The organism is Paracoccus sp. UBA5162, assembly GCF_002413585.1.
Lineage (GTDB): Bacteria > Pseudomonadota > Alphaproteobacteria > Rhodobacterales > Rhodobacteraceae > Paracoccus.
The window spans coordinates 4553-21154 of sequence record NZ_DHXG01000094.1 but is presented as its reverse complement, the minus strand read 5'-3'; the positions used below and the strand labels follow the sequence as shown (position 1 = coordinate 21154).

Sequence of the window (16602 nt, the reverse complement as noted above, 5' to 3'; positions counted from 1 at the left end):
CCCCGTTGAATATTTCCGATCGCTGGCGAATGCAGCTTGCGAGTTGTCGATTCTCACGATACGTTTTTTGCAACCGGTTGCAATCAAAATCTGGCAGGAGGACAGCTTGACCCAAATCGGCATCGGCATTCTGGGCGGCGGGTATATGGGCAAGGCACATGCCGTGGCCATGTCCGCGGTCGGCGCGATCTTCGACACGACCCTGCGGCCCCGGCTCGAAATGGTCTGTGCCTCGTCCCCCGACAGCGCGGAACGCTATCGCGCCGCCTACGGCTTTGCCCGCGCCACTTCGGATTGGAAGGCCCTGGTCGACGATCCCGGCGTCGAAGCCATCGTCATCGCCACGCCGCAAGAGACGCATCGAATGATTTCCGAGGCGGCTTTCGCGCAGGGCAAAGCGGTCTTCTGCGAAAAACCCATGGGTGCCTCGCTCGAGGACAGCGCCGCCATGGTCGCCGCGGCCGAGAATGCGGGCGTCGTGAACATGGTCGGCTTCAACTATATCCGCACCCCCGCCAGTCAGTTCGCCCGTCACCTCGTCGCCGCCGGAGAGATCGGAGAAATCACCTGGTTCCGGGGCGAACATACCGAGGATTTCCTGGCCGACCCCAAGGCCCCGGCCACCTGGCGGACCAGCGGCATGGCCAATGGCACGATGGGCGATCTTGCCCCGCATATGGTCAACGGCGCCCTGGCGCTGATGGGGCCGATCATCTCGGTGGCGGGCAGCTACGAGACCGTTCACAAGACGCGCCCCGGCGGCGAGGTCAGCAACGACGATCACGCCCAGATGATGTGCCGGTTCGAGAACGGCGCGATGGGGCAGATGTATTTCTCGCGCATCGCGACCGGCCGCAAGATGGGTTTCGCCTATGAAATCAGCGGCACCAGGGGCGCGATCCGGTTCGACCAGGAAGACCAGAATGCGATCTGGCTCTACCGGATGGAGGGCCCCGAGGCAGAGCGCGGCTTCACCAGGATCCTGACCGGTCCGGCGCATCCCGACTACGCGCCATTCTGCCAGGGGCCGGGCCATGGCACCGGCTACCAGGACCAGATCATCATCGAGGCCAGGGATTTCCTGCATGCGATCGAGACCGGTCAGCCGCATTGGCCCTGCTTTCGCGACGGGCATGAGGTCAATCGGGTCATCGCCGCGATGCGCGCCTCGGCCGACGCCGGGACCTGGACCGACATCAAAGATTTCTGATCACCGGAGAACGCAGGCATGACCATCAGAATCGGCAACGCGCCCTGCTCGTGGGGGGTGGAATTCGCAGAGGATCCCCGGAACCCGGCATGGCGGACCGTTCTCGCAGAATGCGCTGCGGCGGGTTACAAGGGGATCGAACTCGGCCCCGTGGGCTTCATGCCAGAGGATCCCGGGATCCTGTCGGACGCATTGGAGGAACACGGGCTCGAGCTGATCGGCGGCGTCGTCTTCCGCCCCTATCATGACCCCGAAGCCTGGAAGGACGTGCTTGACGCCACCCACCGCACTGCGCGCGCGCTCAGGGCCCATGGGGCCCAGCATCTGGTGCTGATCGATTCCATCTCGCCGCGCCGCGCGCCCACCGCCGGCCGTGCCGGCGAGGCCGAACAGATGGACCGCGCCGAATGGATCGCCTTCCGCGACCGAATCGCCGAAAGCGCGCGGATCGGGGCCGAGGAATACGGCCTGACGGTGGGTATTCATGCCCATGCCGCGGGTTTCCTGGACTTCGAGCCGGAACTGGAACGCCTGCTGGACGAGGTCGATGAGACGATCCTCGGGATCTGCTTCGACACCGGGCACCATTCCTATGCCGGCTTCGACCCCGTGGCCTTCATGAAAAAGCATATCGGCCGAATTTCCTACATGCACTTCAAGGATATCGACCCGAGGGTAAAGGCCGAGGCGATCCGGAACCGCACCGGGTTCTATGATGCCTGCGGACAGGGCATCTTCTGCAACCTCGGTGAGGGTGACGTGGACTTTCCGGCCGTTCGCCAGGTCCTGCTGGACGCCGGCTTCGAGGGCTGGTGCACGGTCGAGCAGGACTGCGATCCCACCCTCGATGTCTCGCCGATCAAGGATGCCGGGGCGAACCGCGAATATCTCGAATCCATCGGCTTCAAGTAAGGGGAACAGGCCATGACCAAGCTGAAATGGGGCATGATCGGCGGCGGAGAAGGCAGTCAGATCGGCCCGGCCCACCGGCTGGGCGCGCTGGCCGATGGCCGTTTCGAATTCGCCGCCGGCGCGCTTGACCACCGACCCGAGGCCGGACGCGCCTATGCGCGGCGGCTGGGAATCGCGGCCGACCGCGCCTATGGCGACTGGCAGGAGATGCTGTCAGCCGAAAAAGGCCGTGCCGACCGCATCGATCTTGTGACCATCGCCACCCCGAATGCCACGCATTTCGAGATCACCAAAGGTTTTCTCGAAGCCGGGTTCAACGTGCTTTGCGAAAAGCCGATGACCATGACCGTCGAGGAGGGTGAGGAAATCGTCCGCGTGGCCAGGAAATCCGGCCGGATCTGCGCAGTCAACTATTGCTATTCGGCCTATCCGATGATCCGCCAGGCCCGCGCCATGGTCCGGGCGGGAGAGATCGGCAAGGTTCGCCTGGTGATCACCAATTTCAGCCACGGCCATCACGGCGACGCCAAGGATGCCGACAACCCCCGGATCCGCTGGCGCTATGATCCGAAGATGGCAGGGGTTTCCGGCCAGTTCGCCGATTGCGGCATCCATGCCCTGCATATGGCCGGTTTCCTGTGCGACGACGAGGTGGAACGGCTCTCGGCCGATTTCGCCTCCACCATCCCGGGCCGCGCGCTGGAGGATGATGCGATGGTCAATTTTCGGATGGAGAGCGGCATTGTCGGCCGGCTCTGGACCTCGTCCGTGGCCATCGGGCGGCAGCACGGTTTCGACGTCCAGGTCTTTGGCGAGACGGGCGGGCTTCGATGGGCGTCCGAGCAGCCGAACCAGTTGATCTACACGCCCTTGGGTGGCCGCACGCAGATCATCGAGAAGGGCGAAAGCGGGCTGCACGAGGAAGCACGGCGCCTGTCTCGCGTGGCTGTCGCCCACCCCGAGGGCTTCCCCCTCGCCGTGGCCAATATCTATTGCGACCTGGCCGATGCCATCGCCGGAGAGCCCCGCGACGGGTTGCCCGACGCGGCGGCGGGTGTGCGCTCGATGGCGGCGGTCCATGCGGCCGTGACCTCGGCAAGAGCCAGCGGCGCCTGGACGGAGGCCCGGCCGCCGATGTTCCGCTGAGCGCGCCGATCGGTCAGGCAGGGGCGCGCAGGGTGCCCCGCTCGACCACCGGGCAGGAATAGATCCGCGCCTCCGGATGGCGATCGGGGTCTTTCAGCAATGCCAGCATCAGTTCGATCGACGAGGTGACGATCTGCTCGATCGGTTGATGGATCGTGGTCAGGTTGATGTTCTCCCATCGGGCCATTTCCATGTCGTTCAAGCCGATGATCCCGATATCCGCAGGGCACGAATAGCCGCTGTCGGCGATGGCCGAGAGCGCGCCGATGGACAGGACGTCATCGCCGCAGAAATAGGCCTGGGCCGGCCCGGCCTTCAGCAGGCGCAACATCTCCTGACGTCCGGCGTCGAAGGAATAGGCGAGGGCGAAGGAATGGCTGACCCGGATTTTCGGATGCGCCGCCAGTTCGGACATGAACCCGGCAAACCGGTCCTGGGTCGAGGTCGCGATCTCGGGTCCGCCAAGAAAGGCGATGTCGCGATAGTCGCGCTCGACCAGGGTGCGCGCGGCCAATCGGCCCGCTTCGCGGTTGTCGATCCCGACAACATGGACCTTCGGCGAGGAGGAATATCGGCCAAAGGCATGCACAACCGGCACGCCGGCATCCCGGAAGGCCATGGCGAAATCCGAAGGCAGAGTGGATGAGGCGACGACCACGCCATCGACGGAATACTGCCGCAGCATGCGAACCGAATTTTCCGGATCCGTTTCGTTCGACAGGTTCACGAGCAAGGGGCGCAATCCCCGGTCTTGCAGGCCGCGGGTAAAAAGGTCGAAGACCTGCAGAAAGATCGGATTGAGGAAGTTGTTGGAAACCAGGCCGATCAGCTTGGTCCGGCCCGTGGTCAGCGAGGAAGCCAGTGCATTGGGACTGTAGCCAAGCTCTCTTGCGGCCTTTTCCACCTTGCGGCGCATTGTCGTGGAAACCGATGCGCCATCCGTGAAGGTGCGCGAAACCGCAGAGCGCGAGACACCCGCCCTTTCAGCGACATCCTTCAGAGTCACCGGCATCCCGTGATCGCCTCCGCAAAAATGGTGAACGGCGGACTCATACATGCGTTTGCCCGACGGTGACATGAATAAAACTGCCAGCCAGTATTTGCAACCGGTTGCAATTCGCGTCAATCTATGTTTACTTCTATCTCGGAATGTTGGGGCTCCGCCCTGAAGGTCGGGACAGCCGGGAGATGGGGATGGAATCCGGACTTGCGAAGCTTCTTGCGTCACAGCCGATCGTGAGGCCGGGCTTGCGCGCGACCGGACAAGTCCGGCGCCCGGCCTGCCGGTTTCTTCATCCCGAACCGGATCTGACCGTCATGGCGGGACAGCTCCAACCGGAATTCGACAGAACATGGTGTCCTTTGCCATCAATGCCATGACGGTTCCAAACATCGGCTGAACATGTCGGTCGCTGCCGCGACCGCCTGGAACCCGCTTTGCCACAAAAAGCGGCATGATCCGGCATTGATCAAGGTGAGCCGGACACCAATGGAGGAGGAAAGATGAAGAAAACGATCATTGCAGGGGGGCTGGTGTCGCTCCTTTCGACGGCGGCGATGGCCGAATCGATCGGGGTATCGATGTCATCGTTCGACGACAATTTCCTGACCGTGCTCAGAAACGGCATGATGGAATACGCCGGCAGCCTCGAGGATGTCGATATACAGGTCGAGGACGCGCTGAACGATGTCGGCAAGCAGCTTGACCAGATCAACAATTTCATCGCCTCGGGCGTCGACGCGATCATCGTGAATCCGGTCGATACCTCGGCCACGCAGGCCATGTCGGACGCCGCCAATACGGCGGGTGTGCCGCTTGTCTATGTCAACCGGGAACCGATCAATGTCGATTCGATGCCGGACAACCAGGCCTTCGTCGGCTCGGACGAGCGCGAATCGGGGTCGCTGCAAACGGTCGCGATCTGCGATATGCTGGGCGCCGCCGGCAAGGATCCGGCCGAGATCTATATCCTCATGGGCGAATTGTCGAACCAGGCCGCCGTGGTTCGGACGCAGGACATCAGCGACGTGATCGAAGGCGGCGAATGCGCGGTCGAGATAGACGTCATCGACAGGCAGACGGCGAACTGGCAGCGCGACGAGGCGCAGGACATGATGACGAACTGGCTGTCAACCGGCCAGCCATTCGACGCCGTCATCGCCAACAACGACGAAATGGCCATCGGCGCGATCCAGGCGATGAAGGCTTCGGGCATCGCGATGGAGGATGTGGTCGTGGGTGGCATCGACGCGACTCGCGATGCGCTCCTTGCGATGGCGGCGGGCGAACTTGACGTGACCGTGTTTCAGGACGCCGCCGGGCAGGGCGCGGGTTCGATCGATGCCGCGCTGGCGCTGGCGCGTGGCGAGGAAGTCGATCGCAAGGTCTACATCCCGTTCCAGCTCGTGACGCCCGAGAACATGTCCGACTTCACCACCCAGAACTGAGCGTTTCACGCTCGAAAGGCCCCGAGGCGGCGCAATTCCGCGCCGTCTCCCGACCTCCGGCCAGTGAGGCCGGGCAAGGAGGAGAACCCGAGATGGCGGAATCACCACATGGGGTCGGCGGACTTGCCTTTGACGCATCGAAACGCGGTCTGCCGCCCGAGGCCGGCGTCGCCATCGGCCTGGCATTGATCGTCCTCGCGTTCGAAGTGCTGGGCCGGTTCCTGATGAATGACAGCTTTCTGTTCAACACGCGGGACAACATCGACGGTCTGTTCAACACCGCGCGGTTGCAGATCATCATCCTTCAGGTCTCGATCATCGGAATCATCGCGCTCGGCGTGACGCAGGTGATCATCACCGGCGGGATCGACCTGTCGTCAGGCTCTGTCGTCGGTGCAACGGCAATGATCGCCATGAGCTTTGCCCAGGTCGGCCAGATCAACGGCATCGAGAATAGCCGCGCGGTCTTTTTCGAGCAGGGCTGGGTCGACCTGCCGCTGATCGTGCCCATGATCGTGGCGCTGGCCTGCGGTCTGGTCGCGGGGCTGATCAACGGCCTGCTTGTCGCCTATACGGGTATCCCGCCCTTCATCGCGACGCTTGGCATGATGGTGTCGGCCCGCGGCGTCGCGAAGTGGTGGACCGCGGGCCAGCCCGTATCCTTCCCGACGGAAAGCTACACGGCGATCGGATCGGGCATGATGCCGGTCTTCATCTTCATGTTCCTCGCGATCCTGTTTCACCTGATCCTGAAATACACCGTCTATGGCAAGCACACCTATGCCATCGGCTCGAACGAGGCGGCCGCGCGGATGTCCGGCATCAAGGTCGCGCGACACAAGGTTCTGGTCTATTCCATCGCCGGTCTGCTGGCGGGCATCGCCGCGCTGGTGCTCAGTTCCAAGAACCTGACCGCCCAGGCCGGCATGGGCCTGATGTATGAACTCGATGCCATCGCGATGGCCGTGATCGGGGGAATCTCGCTTCAGGGTGGCCGCGGGACGATCCTCGGCACCGTGCTGGGCGCGCTGATCTTCGGGGTGATCATCTCGGGTTTCACCTTCCTGCGCCTCGACGCCTACTACCAGGAGATGGTCAAGGGCGCGATCATCGTGGGTGCCGTCGTTCTGGACCAGTGGCGCCAGAAACGCGCCGCGGCAAAGGCTTGAGGGAGAACATCATGGCCAGCGATATCCAGACCAACATCTCGGGCGCCGAGGCGCCGCATCCGCGGGTCGAACCGGCCGAGGTCATCCTGCGAACCGAGGGGCTGACCAAGCATTATGGCGGCGTTCACGCGCTGGTGGATTGCAACTTCGAGATCCGCAAGGGCGAGCACGTGGCGATCATGGGCGACAACGGGGCCGGCAAGTCGACCTTCGTGCGCCAGATCACCGCGGTCGAACAGAAGACCGCCGGCAGGATCTGGTTCAATGGCGATTATGTCGAGTTCGACGGGCCGCTGGCGGCGCGCGAGGCCGGCATCGAGACGGTGTTCCAGAACCTTGCGCTGGCCGATCATCTGGATGTGCCCGACAACCTGTTCCTGGGTCGCGAATTGCGCAAGTTCAATCTTGGGCCGTTCTCGATCCTCGATTACAAGGGAATGCGAAAGGCCACGCTGGCGGGACTGGAGAAGACCGGCGTGAAGATCCCCAACATCCGCAACACGATCCAGCACATGTCGGGCGGCCAGCGCCAATGCGTCGCCATCGCCCGCACCGCCACCTTCCATTCCAAGCTGACCATCATGGACGAACCGACCGCCGCGCTTGGGGTTCAGGAAACCGTTCAGGTCGAAAACATCATCCGCACGCTGAAGGAACAGGGCGAGCCACTGATCCTGATCAGCCACAACATGCGGCAGGTGATGGACCTCTGCGACCGAATCGTGGTCTGGCGCCGCGGCCGCATCTGCGCCAACCTGCGCAAGCAGGACACCAGTGGCGAGGATGTCGTCGCCTACATCACCGGCGCCAAGACCCAGCCGGAATACGCCGAAACCGCCTGAGATTTTCCGCAAGGGATTCGTCGCGGATCCTTCCAATCAGAAACCGGCGCACAGACTGCGCCCGCCAAAGGGATTCATCATGGTTCTCAGGCTCGCCATCCTCGGTGCTGGCCGCATCGGCAAGACCCACGCGCAAGCGGTCGCGGCCACCAATGGCGCACAATGCGTCGCGGTCGCCGATCCGGTCGCCGATGCGGCCCAGGCGCTCGCCGGCAAATACGGCGCCAGCGTCCGGACCATCGACGAGATCGAAACCGCGCAGGACGTCGATGCCGTCATTATCTGTACGCCCACCGACACCCACGCCGACCTGATCGATCGGTTCGCCCGGGCCCGCAAGGCCGTATTCTGCGAAAAGCCGGTGGACCTGTCGGTGGCGCGCGTCCAGCAATGCCTTGCCGTCGTCGAGGAGACGGGGACGACGCTGATGGTCGGCTTCAATCGCCGCTACGACCCCGACTTCCTGGCGCTGAAGTCCGCAATCGACGCCGGCCATATCGGCAACGTGGAGATGGTGACGCTGACCTCGCGCGATCCGGGGCCGCCGCCTTATGACTATATCGAACGCTCGGGCGGCATATTCAAGGACATGACCATCCACGACTTCGACGTCGCCCGCTGGCTGCTTGGAGAAGAGGTGGAATCGGTGCAGGCCGCGGCTTCGGTGCTTGTCGACCGCGAGATCGGGCGCCTGGGCGACCATGACAGCGTCAGCGTCATCCTGCGGACGGCCGGCGGTCGGCAATGCACGATCACGAACTCGCGCCGCGCCACCTATGGCTACGACCAGCGAATCGAAGTGCTGGGCTCTGAAGGGGCGCTTGCGGTCGAGAACATCCACCAATCCCGGACCACGCTGGCCAATGCCGGCGGATTCACGCGCCCCCCGCTTCTCGACTTTTTCATGACGCGCTACAGCGCGGCCTACGCGGCCGAGATCGCCACCTTCGTGCAGGTGATAGAGAGCGGCGGCTTGCCGCCAACGACCGGCCATGATGGCCTGATGGCACTCGTCCTCGCCGAGGCGGCAGCCCGCTCGGTCGCCGAAAAGCGGCTGGTCTCGATTTCGGAGGTGCTGCCTTGAGCAAATCGTTCGAATTCGTCACCGGCCAATGCGCGATCGGGCCTCCAAGGTGCAAGCCGGCGGGCGGTGCCTGGCGAAACCCGCGTCCAGTCCGATAATGTCGATCCTGCGGCACACGCAGCAGTATCGCGCAGATTGGTCCTTGCGCCGAGCCCTTGAAAGCAGGTGCATGGAAAAGACGATGGTGAGGCATCGCATGCAGCGTCGCCCCGGCCGGATCTGTCCCTGTGAAATCAGACGACCTTGACGGTCAGCGTTCCGACGCCTTCGATCGCGGCTTCCAGCACGTCACCCTTCGCGATGGCGTTCACACCCGACGGCGTTCCGGCCATGATGACGTCGCCGGCCGCCAGCTCGAAATATTCTGAAAGATACGAGATCATCTCGGGCACCTTCCAGATCATCTGGTTCAGGTCTCCCTCCTGCCGCAGCTCGCCGTTGACCTTCAGCTCGATCCGTCCCTGATCGGGATGGCCGACCTCGGAGACAGGCCGCAGCGGACCGACCGGGCCAGAGCGTTCGAATGCCTTCCCGATTTCCCACGGGCGACCCAGCTTCTTCGCCTCGCCCTGAAGATCGCGCCGCGTCATGTCAAGGCAAACGCCATAACCCCAGACGTGATCCAGAGCCCGGTCCAGCGGGATGTTCGTGCCGCCGGATTTCAGACCGACAAGCAGTTCTACCTCGTGATGAACATCCGACGAGTGGGGCGGATAGGGAAATTCGCCCGATGGATCCAGGTTGTCGGGGTTCTTCTGGAAGAAGAACGGGGGCTCGCGATCGGGATCATGCCCCATTTCGACCGCATGGGCCGCAAAGTTGCGGCCGATACAGTAAACGCGCCGCACGGGAAAGCTGCCGCCGTCCCCGGCGGGAATGACATGCGCTTGCGGTGTGGGGATGACATGATCCGGCATTGCTGTTCTCCTGAACGCTTGGTGGTCGAAGACCCGATCCGTGATTGATCGCGCGACGTCTTTCACGCCGGCCGAGAAGACGGCGCCTTCGACCGATTATTCGAAGAATTCGCGCATGATTGGCAAGTGGTCGCGAGGGTCGCACGAACAACCATTTTCCAGATTGGTTCCGGCATCCGGCGACCTCAGCCGTCCTCGGGGATATTGCCGGGCAAGACGCGGGAATAGACCGAACGAAGATGACGCCGCATCGCGATGGCGGCAAGTTCGCCCTGACCGGCGATGATGGCGGCGACGATTTCATCGTGTTCGCGGAAGCTGGAATAATCGGTGGCCGGCGCGCGGGTTTCGCGCGGTTGCCCCCAGACGATGGACCGGCGCACCGAGTTCAGCGTCTCGAAGAAATAGAGATACAGCTGGTTCCGGGTGGCCCGCGCGATGGCGTGGTGCAGATGGTTGTCCCATGCCTCGTATGCGCGCCAATCTTCGGCGTTCCTGCATTTTTCGGCACATAGCTTCATCTGTTCGCAGTCGGTTTTGCCGGCGTGCTGTGCGGCCAGCCGGCTCAGTTCCGGCTCGATGTTGAGCCGAACGGTCACCACCTGTTCGGGTTTGATCTGGTCGCGCAGATAGGTCACGTCCTGAAGATTGAGAACGGGTCGCGCGCCGACAAAGGTGCCTCGACCGACATGACGCCAGATACGGCCTTGCGCTTCCAGTTCGGACAAGGATTTGCGCAGTTGGTTCCGCGTCGTGCCCAGGCGCATGCACAGATCGCGTTCCGGCGGGATCCGGTCGTTGTGCCGATACCCGGCATCGTCGATCAGATCCCGAAGCCTCTTTGTCAGATCGGTGGTCATGATCTCTCCCAATTCCCTAATTGGTTGATTGATCGCTTCCGAGAGATATTCAAACATTTCCTCAAGAATGTGGCAGCGAGTCGCAGTTCTGTTCGCTCTGACGCCACATGTTATCACGAGGGAGGGATGCCGAGTGCGGCTGGCAACGATTTCCGTGGGCGAACAAGACGTCTGCGTCGCAATTCTGAAGAACGGCAAAAGGCTGGACATCGCGAAAGCCGCTCGGGGTATTTCCGGATCGGGTGCCGACGCGCTTCGGGCCGGTTCGATGCAGGGCCTCATCGAAGGCGGCGACCAAGCGGTTGCCGCGCTTGGACGTTTGGTGGCCGATGCCGAGGCCGGGAACCATGCTGACGCCCTTGCGCCGGCGAACGCGGCCTTGCTTGCACCGATACCGGCCCCGCGGAAGAACGTCTTTTGCGTCGGACGAAACTACGCGGAACACATCGCCGAGGGCGACCGCGCGCAGAAACAGGATGTGGGCGTGACCCGGCATCCGGTCTTTTTCAGCAAGCCGATCACGTCCATCGTTCCGCCAGGCGGAAACATCCTGGTTTTCCCGGACCTGTCCGAATGCATCGACTACGAGGTCGAGTTGGCCGTCGTGATCGGGACGGCCGGCCGGAACATCGCCAAGGCCGATGCCATGAATCACGTCTTCGGATACACGATCCTCAACGACATCTCTGCACGGGACATCCAGCGTCGCCACGGCGGCCAGTATTTCAAAGGCAAGGGACTGGACGGATCCTGTCCGATCGGCCCCTGGATCGAAACCGCGGACGCCATCGCCGACCCGCACGCGTTATCCATCGGGACCAGGGTCAATGGCGAGCAACGTCAGGATGGCACCACGGCCGACATGATTTTCGATATCCCGACGCTGATTGCGTCGCTGTCGGAAGGAATGACGCTGGAGCCCGGCGACATTATTGCCACCGGCACGCCATCCGGCGTCGGCTATGCCATGGAGCCGCCGCGGTTCCTCAAGGACGGCGACACGGTCGAATGCAGGATTTCGGGAATCGGCACGCTTTGCAACACCGTGCGCGCCGTATAGCGCCCGCCGCCGCAGAGGAGGCGGCGAAAGGCAGAACCATAAACGGGAGGAAAATGACCATGATCAACAGAAGAGCGTTTACCGCCTCACTGCTGGCCGCCGTTCCGGCCACGGGCTTTCTGGGCAAATCGGTGCTGGCACAGACCATGCGCGACATCACCTTCGTTCAGCCCAGCCCGTCCGCCATCAACTCTTTTCCCGTGTTCGTCGCCATCGGCGAAGGGTACTTCGCGCAAGAGGGTTTGAACGTCAACGTGGAAGCGATCAACGGGTCCGGCGCCGTGCTGCAGGCGCTTTCCGCAGGTCAGGCGCAGTTCGGACGCCCCGGTCCCGGTCCGCTGCTGGCGGCGCGGTCCCGTGGTGTGGACGCGGTGCACATCTACAACGTCGCCGCACGCAGCAACTTCGGCATCGCGGTGCAGGACGATTCCGACTTCCAGAGCATCGACCAGCTGCGCGGCAAGGTGATCGGCACCGGCACGGCCGACGGCGCCGAGGTCGGGTTTGCCCGCAACGTCATGTCCGGTGCAGGCATGACCGAGGGTCAGGACTACGACTTCCTCACCGTCGGCGACGGTGGTCCGGCGACAGCGGCCTTCCTGAACGGCGAAATCGACGCCTATTCTTCATCGACCGCCGATACCGCCATCCTCAATCAGCGTGGCATGGCCGTGCGGGATATCACCCCCGAGGAGTTCGGCCGCTTCTTCGGGAACGGCATCGCAACCATGGCCGATACTATCGCCAACGACCGCGCGCTGGTCGAAGCCTGGAGCCGCGCCTTTGCCAAGGGACATGCCTTCGCCCTCGACGATGCGAACCGCGACAAGGTTCTCGGTCATCTGGCGGACGGCAATCCGCAGGAAGGCGAGGACAAGGAATTCCAGTCCGCGCTTTTCGACGCGGTCCGCTCCAAGACGATCCCCCCCGAGGGCAGCCCGCATCTTGGCTGGTATCCGGCCGAGGTCTGGGCCGAATGGCAGGAATCGCTGATCGCGGGCGGCGAGCTGTCCAGCCCGCTTGATGATCTGGACGCCGCCTGGACGAACGAGTTCGCGAAGCTTGGAAGCGAGGCCGCGGGCGGATGAACACAGCCGTTGCACACGACTATTCCGGCGCGCCTCTTGGCGCGCCGGTCTACGAGTTGACAAAGGTCAGCAAGACCTATGCGCGCAACCGTGTGATCGCGCTTGAAGACGTCAGTCTCACCCTGCGCAAGGGCAGCTTTACCTCGATCATCGGGTCCAGCGGTTGCGGCAAGTCGACCTTGCTCAAGATCATGGCCGGGCTGATCCCGCCCACAAGGGGCCGGGTGATCCTGCAGCATCAGCCAGTGACGGGGCCCCGCCGGGACATCGGCATGATGTTCCAGCAGGCCACGCTGTTTCCGTGGAAGACCGCAGTTGAAAACATCGTCCTGCCGATCGAAATTCGCGACGGCAAGGCGGCCGCCAGGAAGGCGATGGACAAGGCCCACGAGCTTCTCGACATCGTGGGCCTCAAGGGTTTCGAGAACGTTTATCCCAACGAGCTGTCCGGCGGCATGGCGCAGCGCGCCTCGATTTGTCGGATGCTTATCACCGAACCGGCAGTCTTGCTGCTGGACGAACCGTTCAGCGCGCTGGACGAGCTGTCGCGCGACATGATGAACATGGAACTTCAGCGGATCTGTCGCGAACAGGACGCCACCGCCTTTCTTGTCACCCATTCCATTCAGGAAGCCGTCATTCTGTCCGACGACATCATCGTGATGAAACCGCGCCCCGGCCGCATCGCCGAGATCGTGACCGTCGATCTTCCCCGGCCCCGGACGCTGGACATGATGACGACGCCGAAGTTCGGCGAGATCGTCGATCACATTCGCGGCATGCTGGACAAGGGAGAGGACATGTGACCGAGTATCAGACCAATCAGCCCTCCGATGCCGAGACGGTGCAGGACACCGTCTGGGTTCAGGAAGTCGCCTTCATCGATTCGGTTCCGCGCTGGATTGCCATGACCTTCGTGTTCGTGACCTTCATCGGCACCTGGCAGTTCGTGACAAGCTTTGGCTTCGTCTCGCCGATCATCCTGCCGACCCCGATGGAAACGCTGAAGGACGTGTTGTTTGTCGGTCAGAATCTTCTGACCGCCGGCTACATGCTGGAGCCGCTCTGGATCACGATGAAGGAGGTTTTCTATGGCTTCGCGCTGGCAATCCTGATCGGGTTTTCCTTTGGCGTGCTGGTGGGCGAAACCGCGTTCGGGGAAAAGGCGGTCATGCCTTACCTGGTCGCCATCGACACGATGCCAAAGGTGGCCTTCGCGCCGCTTTTCGTTGCCTGGCTTGGATTCGGCATCGAATCCAAGGTGGCGCTGGCGGCGTTCATCGCGACCTTTCCGATTGTCGTGGGCACAGCGGCCGGGCTGCATGCTGCGGATGAAAACGCGCGCATGTTGTTCAAGACCATGGGCGCAAGCCGGATGCAGACGCTCATCAAGATGAAGCTGCCGACGGGTCTGCCGCAGATCTTCACCGGCATCAAGATCGGCGCCGTGGGCGTCATGGCCGGTGCGATCACCGGCGAATTCCTGGGCGGCGGCAAGGGATTCGGAGAACTGATCCGCGTTGCCGCCTCACAACTCAACACACCGCGCGTCTTCTCGCTGATTCTGTATCTCAGCCTCATCGGCCTGGCGCTCTATGTGATCGTGCAGTGGACCCAGCGAAAGGTGGTGTTCTGGCAGCAGGAAACCGTGGGATCCCACAATGCCTGAGGGCATGGCGATATCCGTCGAGGCGCTGGGTGATTTCGTGGCCCGCGCGCTGGGGGCGCGCGGGGTGCCCGATGCGGACGCGACAAAGGTTGCGGATCTGATGGTCGAGGCGGATGTCTACGGCCACGGCACCCACGGCGTTTTCCGGTTGCGTCAGTATCTGGCGCGCCTGGCGGGCGGTGGATACAACCCCACACCGACGATCGCTGTCGCGCAGGAAACCGTCGCGACAGCCGTGATCGACGGTGATAACGGGCTTGGCCACCTCGCCATGGCCGCCGCCCGCGACCTGGCCATCGACAAGGCGCGCAGCGTCGGGATCGGCTGGGTCGGCGTGCGGCGCGGCAATCACGCCGGGCCGCTGGCGCTGTATGTCCGTCCTCAGGCCGAAGCCGGGATGCTGGGCATGGCCGCCGCCGTGGGCAGCGCCAACCACGTGCCGCCCCATGGGGGAACGGATCTGCTTCTCGGCACCAATCCCATCGCCTTTTCCGCCCCCGCCGCAGGCCCTGACCCGTTCGTGTTCGACATGGCGACGACGGTGGCCGCGATGGGCAAGATCAAGACCTTGCTGCAACAGGGCAGACCGATGCCTGAAGGCTGGATGGTCGGGCGCGACGGCAAGCCGCTGACCGATCCGGCCCGGAAGTCCGAAGGCTTTCTGATGCCGATCGGCGGCTCAAAGGGCTTTGGCCTGTCGGTGGCCATCGGGCTGATGGCGGGAATCATGAACGGCGCGGCCTTCGGATCGGATGTGGTCGACTTCACGAAGGACACGACCTCATCCACGAATACCGGGCAATTCGTCGTGGCGCTTGACCCGAAGGCGTTCGGCAGCGGCGATGCCTTTGCCAGACAGGCAGCCCGGGTCTTCGACGAGATGCGCGCCTCGCCCCCGCTGCCCGGACATGACCCGGTGCGGCTGCCCGGCGATGGCAAGACGGCCCTTGCCAAGGCGCGCCGCAGCCATGGCCTGACGCTCGACCGCGCGCTTTGCTGTGACCTGAACGCGATTGCGGCCGATTGCGGATTGCCGCCGCCCTTTGCGCCGGATCGGGCGGGCTGAACCGCCGGTGACGGACCGCCTGCCCGCTTCGGCGTTATCCCGCGTCAGGCGTCCGCAGCGGCATCCATCATGTAGATCGACTTGGCATTGACGAATTCCTTCATGCCGAAGCCGCCGTGTTCGCGCCCGTAGCCCGAATTCTTCACGCCTCCGAAGGGCATGTTGGGTATGGCGAGGTTGAACCCGTTCAGAGAGATCATGCCCGTGTCGAACTGTTCGGCCGCCAGCTTGCGTGCGCGGCCCTCGTCGCGGCTGAAGATGCCGCCGCCGAGGCCGTAGCGGCTGTCATTGGCGATACGCATGGCGTCCTCGTCGTCCTCGGCCCTGATGATCGAGGCCACGGGGCCGAACAACTCGTCGTCATAGGCGGGCTGGCCGGGCTTCACGTCGACAAGCACGGTCGCGGGGTAATAGGCGCCCTTGCGGTCGGGCGTCTTGCCGCCGACCACGGCCCGTGCGCCCTTCCGGACGCTTTCATCCACCTGCGCCGCCAGCTTGTCGCGCAGATCGTTGCGTGCCAGCGGGCCTAGCCCGGTCCGGCCGTCCGTCGGGTCGCCCATCTCGATCGCCTGCATCTTCCGGGAATAGCCCTCGACGAAAGCATCGTAATTCCTTGCCGTGACGATGAACCGCTTTCCGTTCACGCAGGTCTGGCCGTTATTGTAGATCCGCGCCGCGACGCAGGCTTCCACCGCGCTGTCGATATCGGCGTCATCCAGGACGATGTAGGCGTCGTTGGATCCCAGTTCGAGAACGGATTTCTTGAGGTTCTCGGCCGCCTTCCGGGCCACGATCCGACCGGCCCCGTCGCTGCCCGTCAGCGTCACGCCGCGCACCAGATCGTTCTCGATGACCAGATCGGACTGGTCGTGATCGATCAGCAGGACCGTAAACAGGTTCTTCGGCAATCCCGCGCGCTGCATCAGATCACGCAGGAACAGCCCCGATCCGGTGCAGTTTTCGGCGTGCTTGAGAAGAACTCCGTTGCCGGCCATCAGGTTGGCGATGGCATAGCGCACCACCTGATAGCAGGGAAAGTTCCACGGCTGGATGCCGTAGATGACGCCCAGTGGCGAATAATGGACCACACCCGTGCCGCCGGGGATATCGCGTTCCTCGTCGGCCAGCGCC

The 16602-nt window shown here is 63.3% G+C and carries 16 protein-coding genes; 12 read left to right on the top strand and 4 right to left on the bottom strand.

The genetic code is table 11. The features are described 5' to 3' along the window. The first annotated feature begins 106 nt into the window (after positions 1 to 106). The 3 genes from B4A72_RS15325 to B4A72_RS15315 are packed head-to-tail and all read left to right on the top strand — an operon-like array spanning position 107 to position 3268. Positions 107 to 1210 carry a Gfo/Idh/MocA family protein gene (locus B4A72_RS15325; protein WP_292979044.1) on the top strand — a complete coding sequence of 368 codons (1104 nt, stop codon included), beginning with the start codon at positions 107 to 109 and terminating at the stop codon, positions 1208 to 1210. An 18-nt stretch (positions 1211 to 1228) separates the two neighbouring features. After that, positions 1229 to 2122 carry a sugar phosphate isomerase/epimerase family protein gene (locus B4A72_RS15320; RefSeq protein WP_292956134.1) on the top strand — a complete coding sequence of 298 codons (894 nt, stop codon included), beginning with the start codon at positions 1229 to 1231 and terminating at the stop codon, positions 2120 to 2122. 12 nt (positions 2123 to 2134) lie between these two features. Then, complete coding sequence (locus tag B4A72_RS15315) at positions 2135 to 3268, top strand: Gfo/Idh/MocA family protein (protein ID WP_292956137.1); 1134 nt, start codon at positions 2135 to 2137, stop codon at positions 3266 to 3268. 13 nt (positions 3269 to 3281) lie between these two features. Here B4A72_RS15315 and B4A72_RS15310 read toward each other — a convergent pair whose 3' ends face one another. After that, positions 3282 to 4280: a LacI family DNA-binding transcriptional regulator gene (locus B4A72_RS15310; protein WP_292956140.1), complete on the bottom strand. Its 999-nt coding sequence runs from the start codon at positions 4278 to 4280 to the stop codon at positions 3282 to 3284. Positions 4281 to 4771: 491 nt separating this feature from the next. On the opposite strand from B4A72_RS15310, the gene B4A72_RS15305 reads away from it, so the two are divergent. The 4 genes from B4A72_RS15305 to iolG all read left to right on the top strand — a co-directional run bounded on the left by B4A72_RS15305 (position 4772) and on the right by iolG (position 8811). Beyond that, complete coding sequence (locus B4A72_RS15305) at positions 4772 to 5716, top strand: sugar ABC transporter substrate-binding protein (protein ID WP_292956143.1); 945 nt, start codon at positions 4772 to 4774, stop codon at positions 5714 to 5716. 92 nt (positions 5717 to 5808) lie between these two features. Beyond that, positions 5809 to 6885 (top strand): ABC transporter permease, encoded by a 1077-nt coding sequence (locus B4A72_RS15300; RefSeq protein ID WP_292956146.1) that lies wholly within the window; start codon positions 5809 to 5811, stop codon positions 6883 to 6885. Between the two features lie 11 nt (positions 6886 to 6896). Next, positions 6897 to 7727, top strand: coding sequence for an ATP-binding cassette domain-containing protein (locus B4A72_RS15295; protein ID WP_292956149.1), 831 nt, complete (start codon positions 6897 to 6899; stop codon positions 7725 to 7727). 79 nt (positions 7728 to 7806) lie between these two features. After that, positions 7807 to 8811 (top strand): inositol 2-dehydrogenase, encoded by a 1005-nt coding sequence (gene iolG, locus B4A72_RS15290; protein ID WP_292956152.1) that lies wholly within the window; start codon positions 7807 to 7809, stop codon positions 8809 to 8811. A gap of 233 nt (positions 8812 to 9044) precedes the next feature. On the opposite strand, the gene B4A72_RS15285 is transcribed toward iolG, so the two are convergent. Together B4A72_RS15285 and B4A72_RS15280 are read right to left on the bottom strand one after the other, a co-directional pair. After that, positions 9045 to 9728: a fumarylacetoacetate hydrolase family protein gene (locus tag B4A72_RS15285; protein ID WP_292956155.1), complete on the bottom strand. Its 684-nt coding sequence runs from the start codon at positions 9726 to 9728 to the stop codon at positions 9045 to 9047. Between the two features lie 185 nt (positions 9729 to 9913). Further along, positions 9914 to 10588: a FadR/GntR family transcriptional regulator gene (locus tag B4A72_RS15280; protein ID WP_292956158.1), complete on the bottom strand. Its 675-nt coding sequence runs from the start codon at positions 10586 to 10588 to the stop codon at positions 9914 to 9916. A 28-nt stretch (positions 10589 to 10616) separates the two neighbouring features. On the opposite strand from B4A72_RS15280, the gene B4A72_RS15275 reads away from it, so the two are divergent. Genes B4A72_RS15275 through B4A72_RS15255 form a run of 5 tightly spaced genes read left to right on the top strand, consistent with a single transcriptional unit; the run spans position 10617 to position 15471 of the window. Then, a complete protein-coding gene (locus B4A72_RS15275) occupies positions 10617 to 11648 on the top strand; it encodes a fumarylacetoacetate hydrolase family protein (RefSeq protein WP_292956161.1) in 1032 nt (343 codons plus the stop codon). 53 nt (positions 11649 to 11701) lie between these two features. Beyond that, positions 11702 to 12736: an ABC transporter substrate-binding protein gene (locus B4A72_RS15270; RefSeq protein WP_292979042.1), complete on the top strand. Its 1035-nt coding sequence runs from the start codon at positions 11702 to 11704 to the stop codon at positions 12734 to 12736. Continuing rightward, on the top strand, positions 12733 to 13542 hold the full coding sequence (locus B4A72_RS15265; RefSeq protein ID WP_292956167.1) for an ABC transporter ATP-binding protein: 810 nt from the start codon (positions 12733 to 12735) through the stop codon (positions 13540 to 13542). The genes B4A72_RS15270 and B4A72_RS15265 overlap by 4 nt, the downstream gene beginning before the upstream one ends. Further along, positions 13539 to 14405: an ABC transporter permease gene (locus tag B4A72_RS15260; RefSeq protein WP_292956170.1), complete on the top strand. Its 867-nt coding sequence runs from the start codon at positions 13539 to 13541 to the stop codon at positions 14403 to 14405. Before B4A72_RS15265 ends, B4A72_RS15260 begins: the two co-directional genes overlap by 4 nt. Before the next feature lie 4 nt (positions 14406 to 14409). Next, positions 14410 to 15471 (top strand): Ldh family oxidoreductase, encoded by a 1062-nt coding sequence (locus B4A72_RS15255; protein ID WP_292979040.1) that lies wholly within the window; start codon positions 14410 to 14412, stop codon positions 15469 to 15471. A gap of 44 nt (positions 15472 to 15515) precedes the next feature. On the opposite strand, the gene B4A72_RS15250 is transcribed toward B4A72_RS15255, so the two are convergent. Next, a partial coding sequence (locus B4A72_RS15250; protein WP_292979039.1) for an aldehyde dehydrogenase family protein occupies positions 15516 to 16602 on the bottom strand: 1087 nt, incomplete at its 5' end.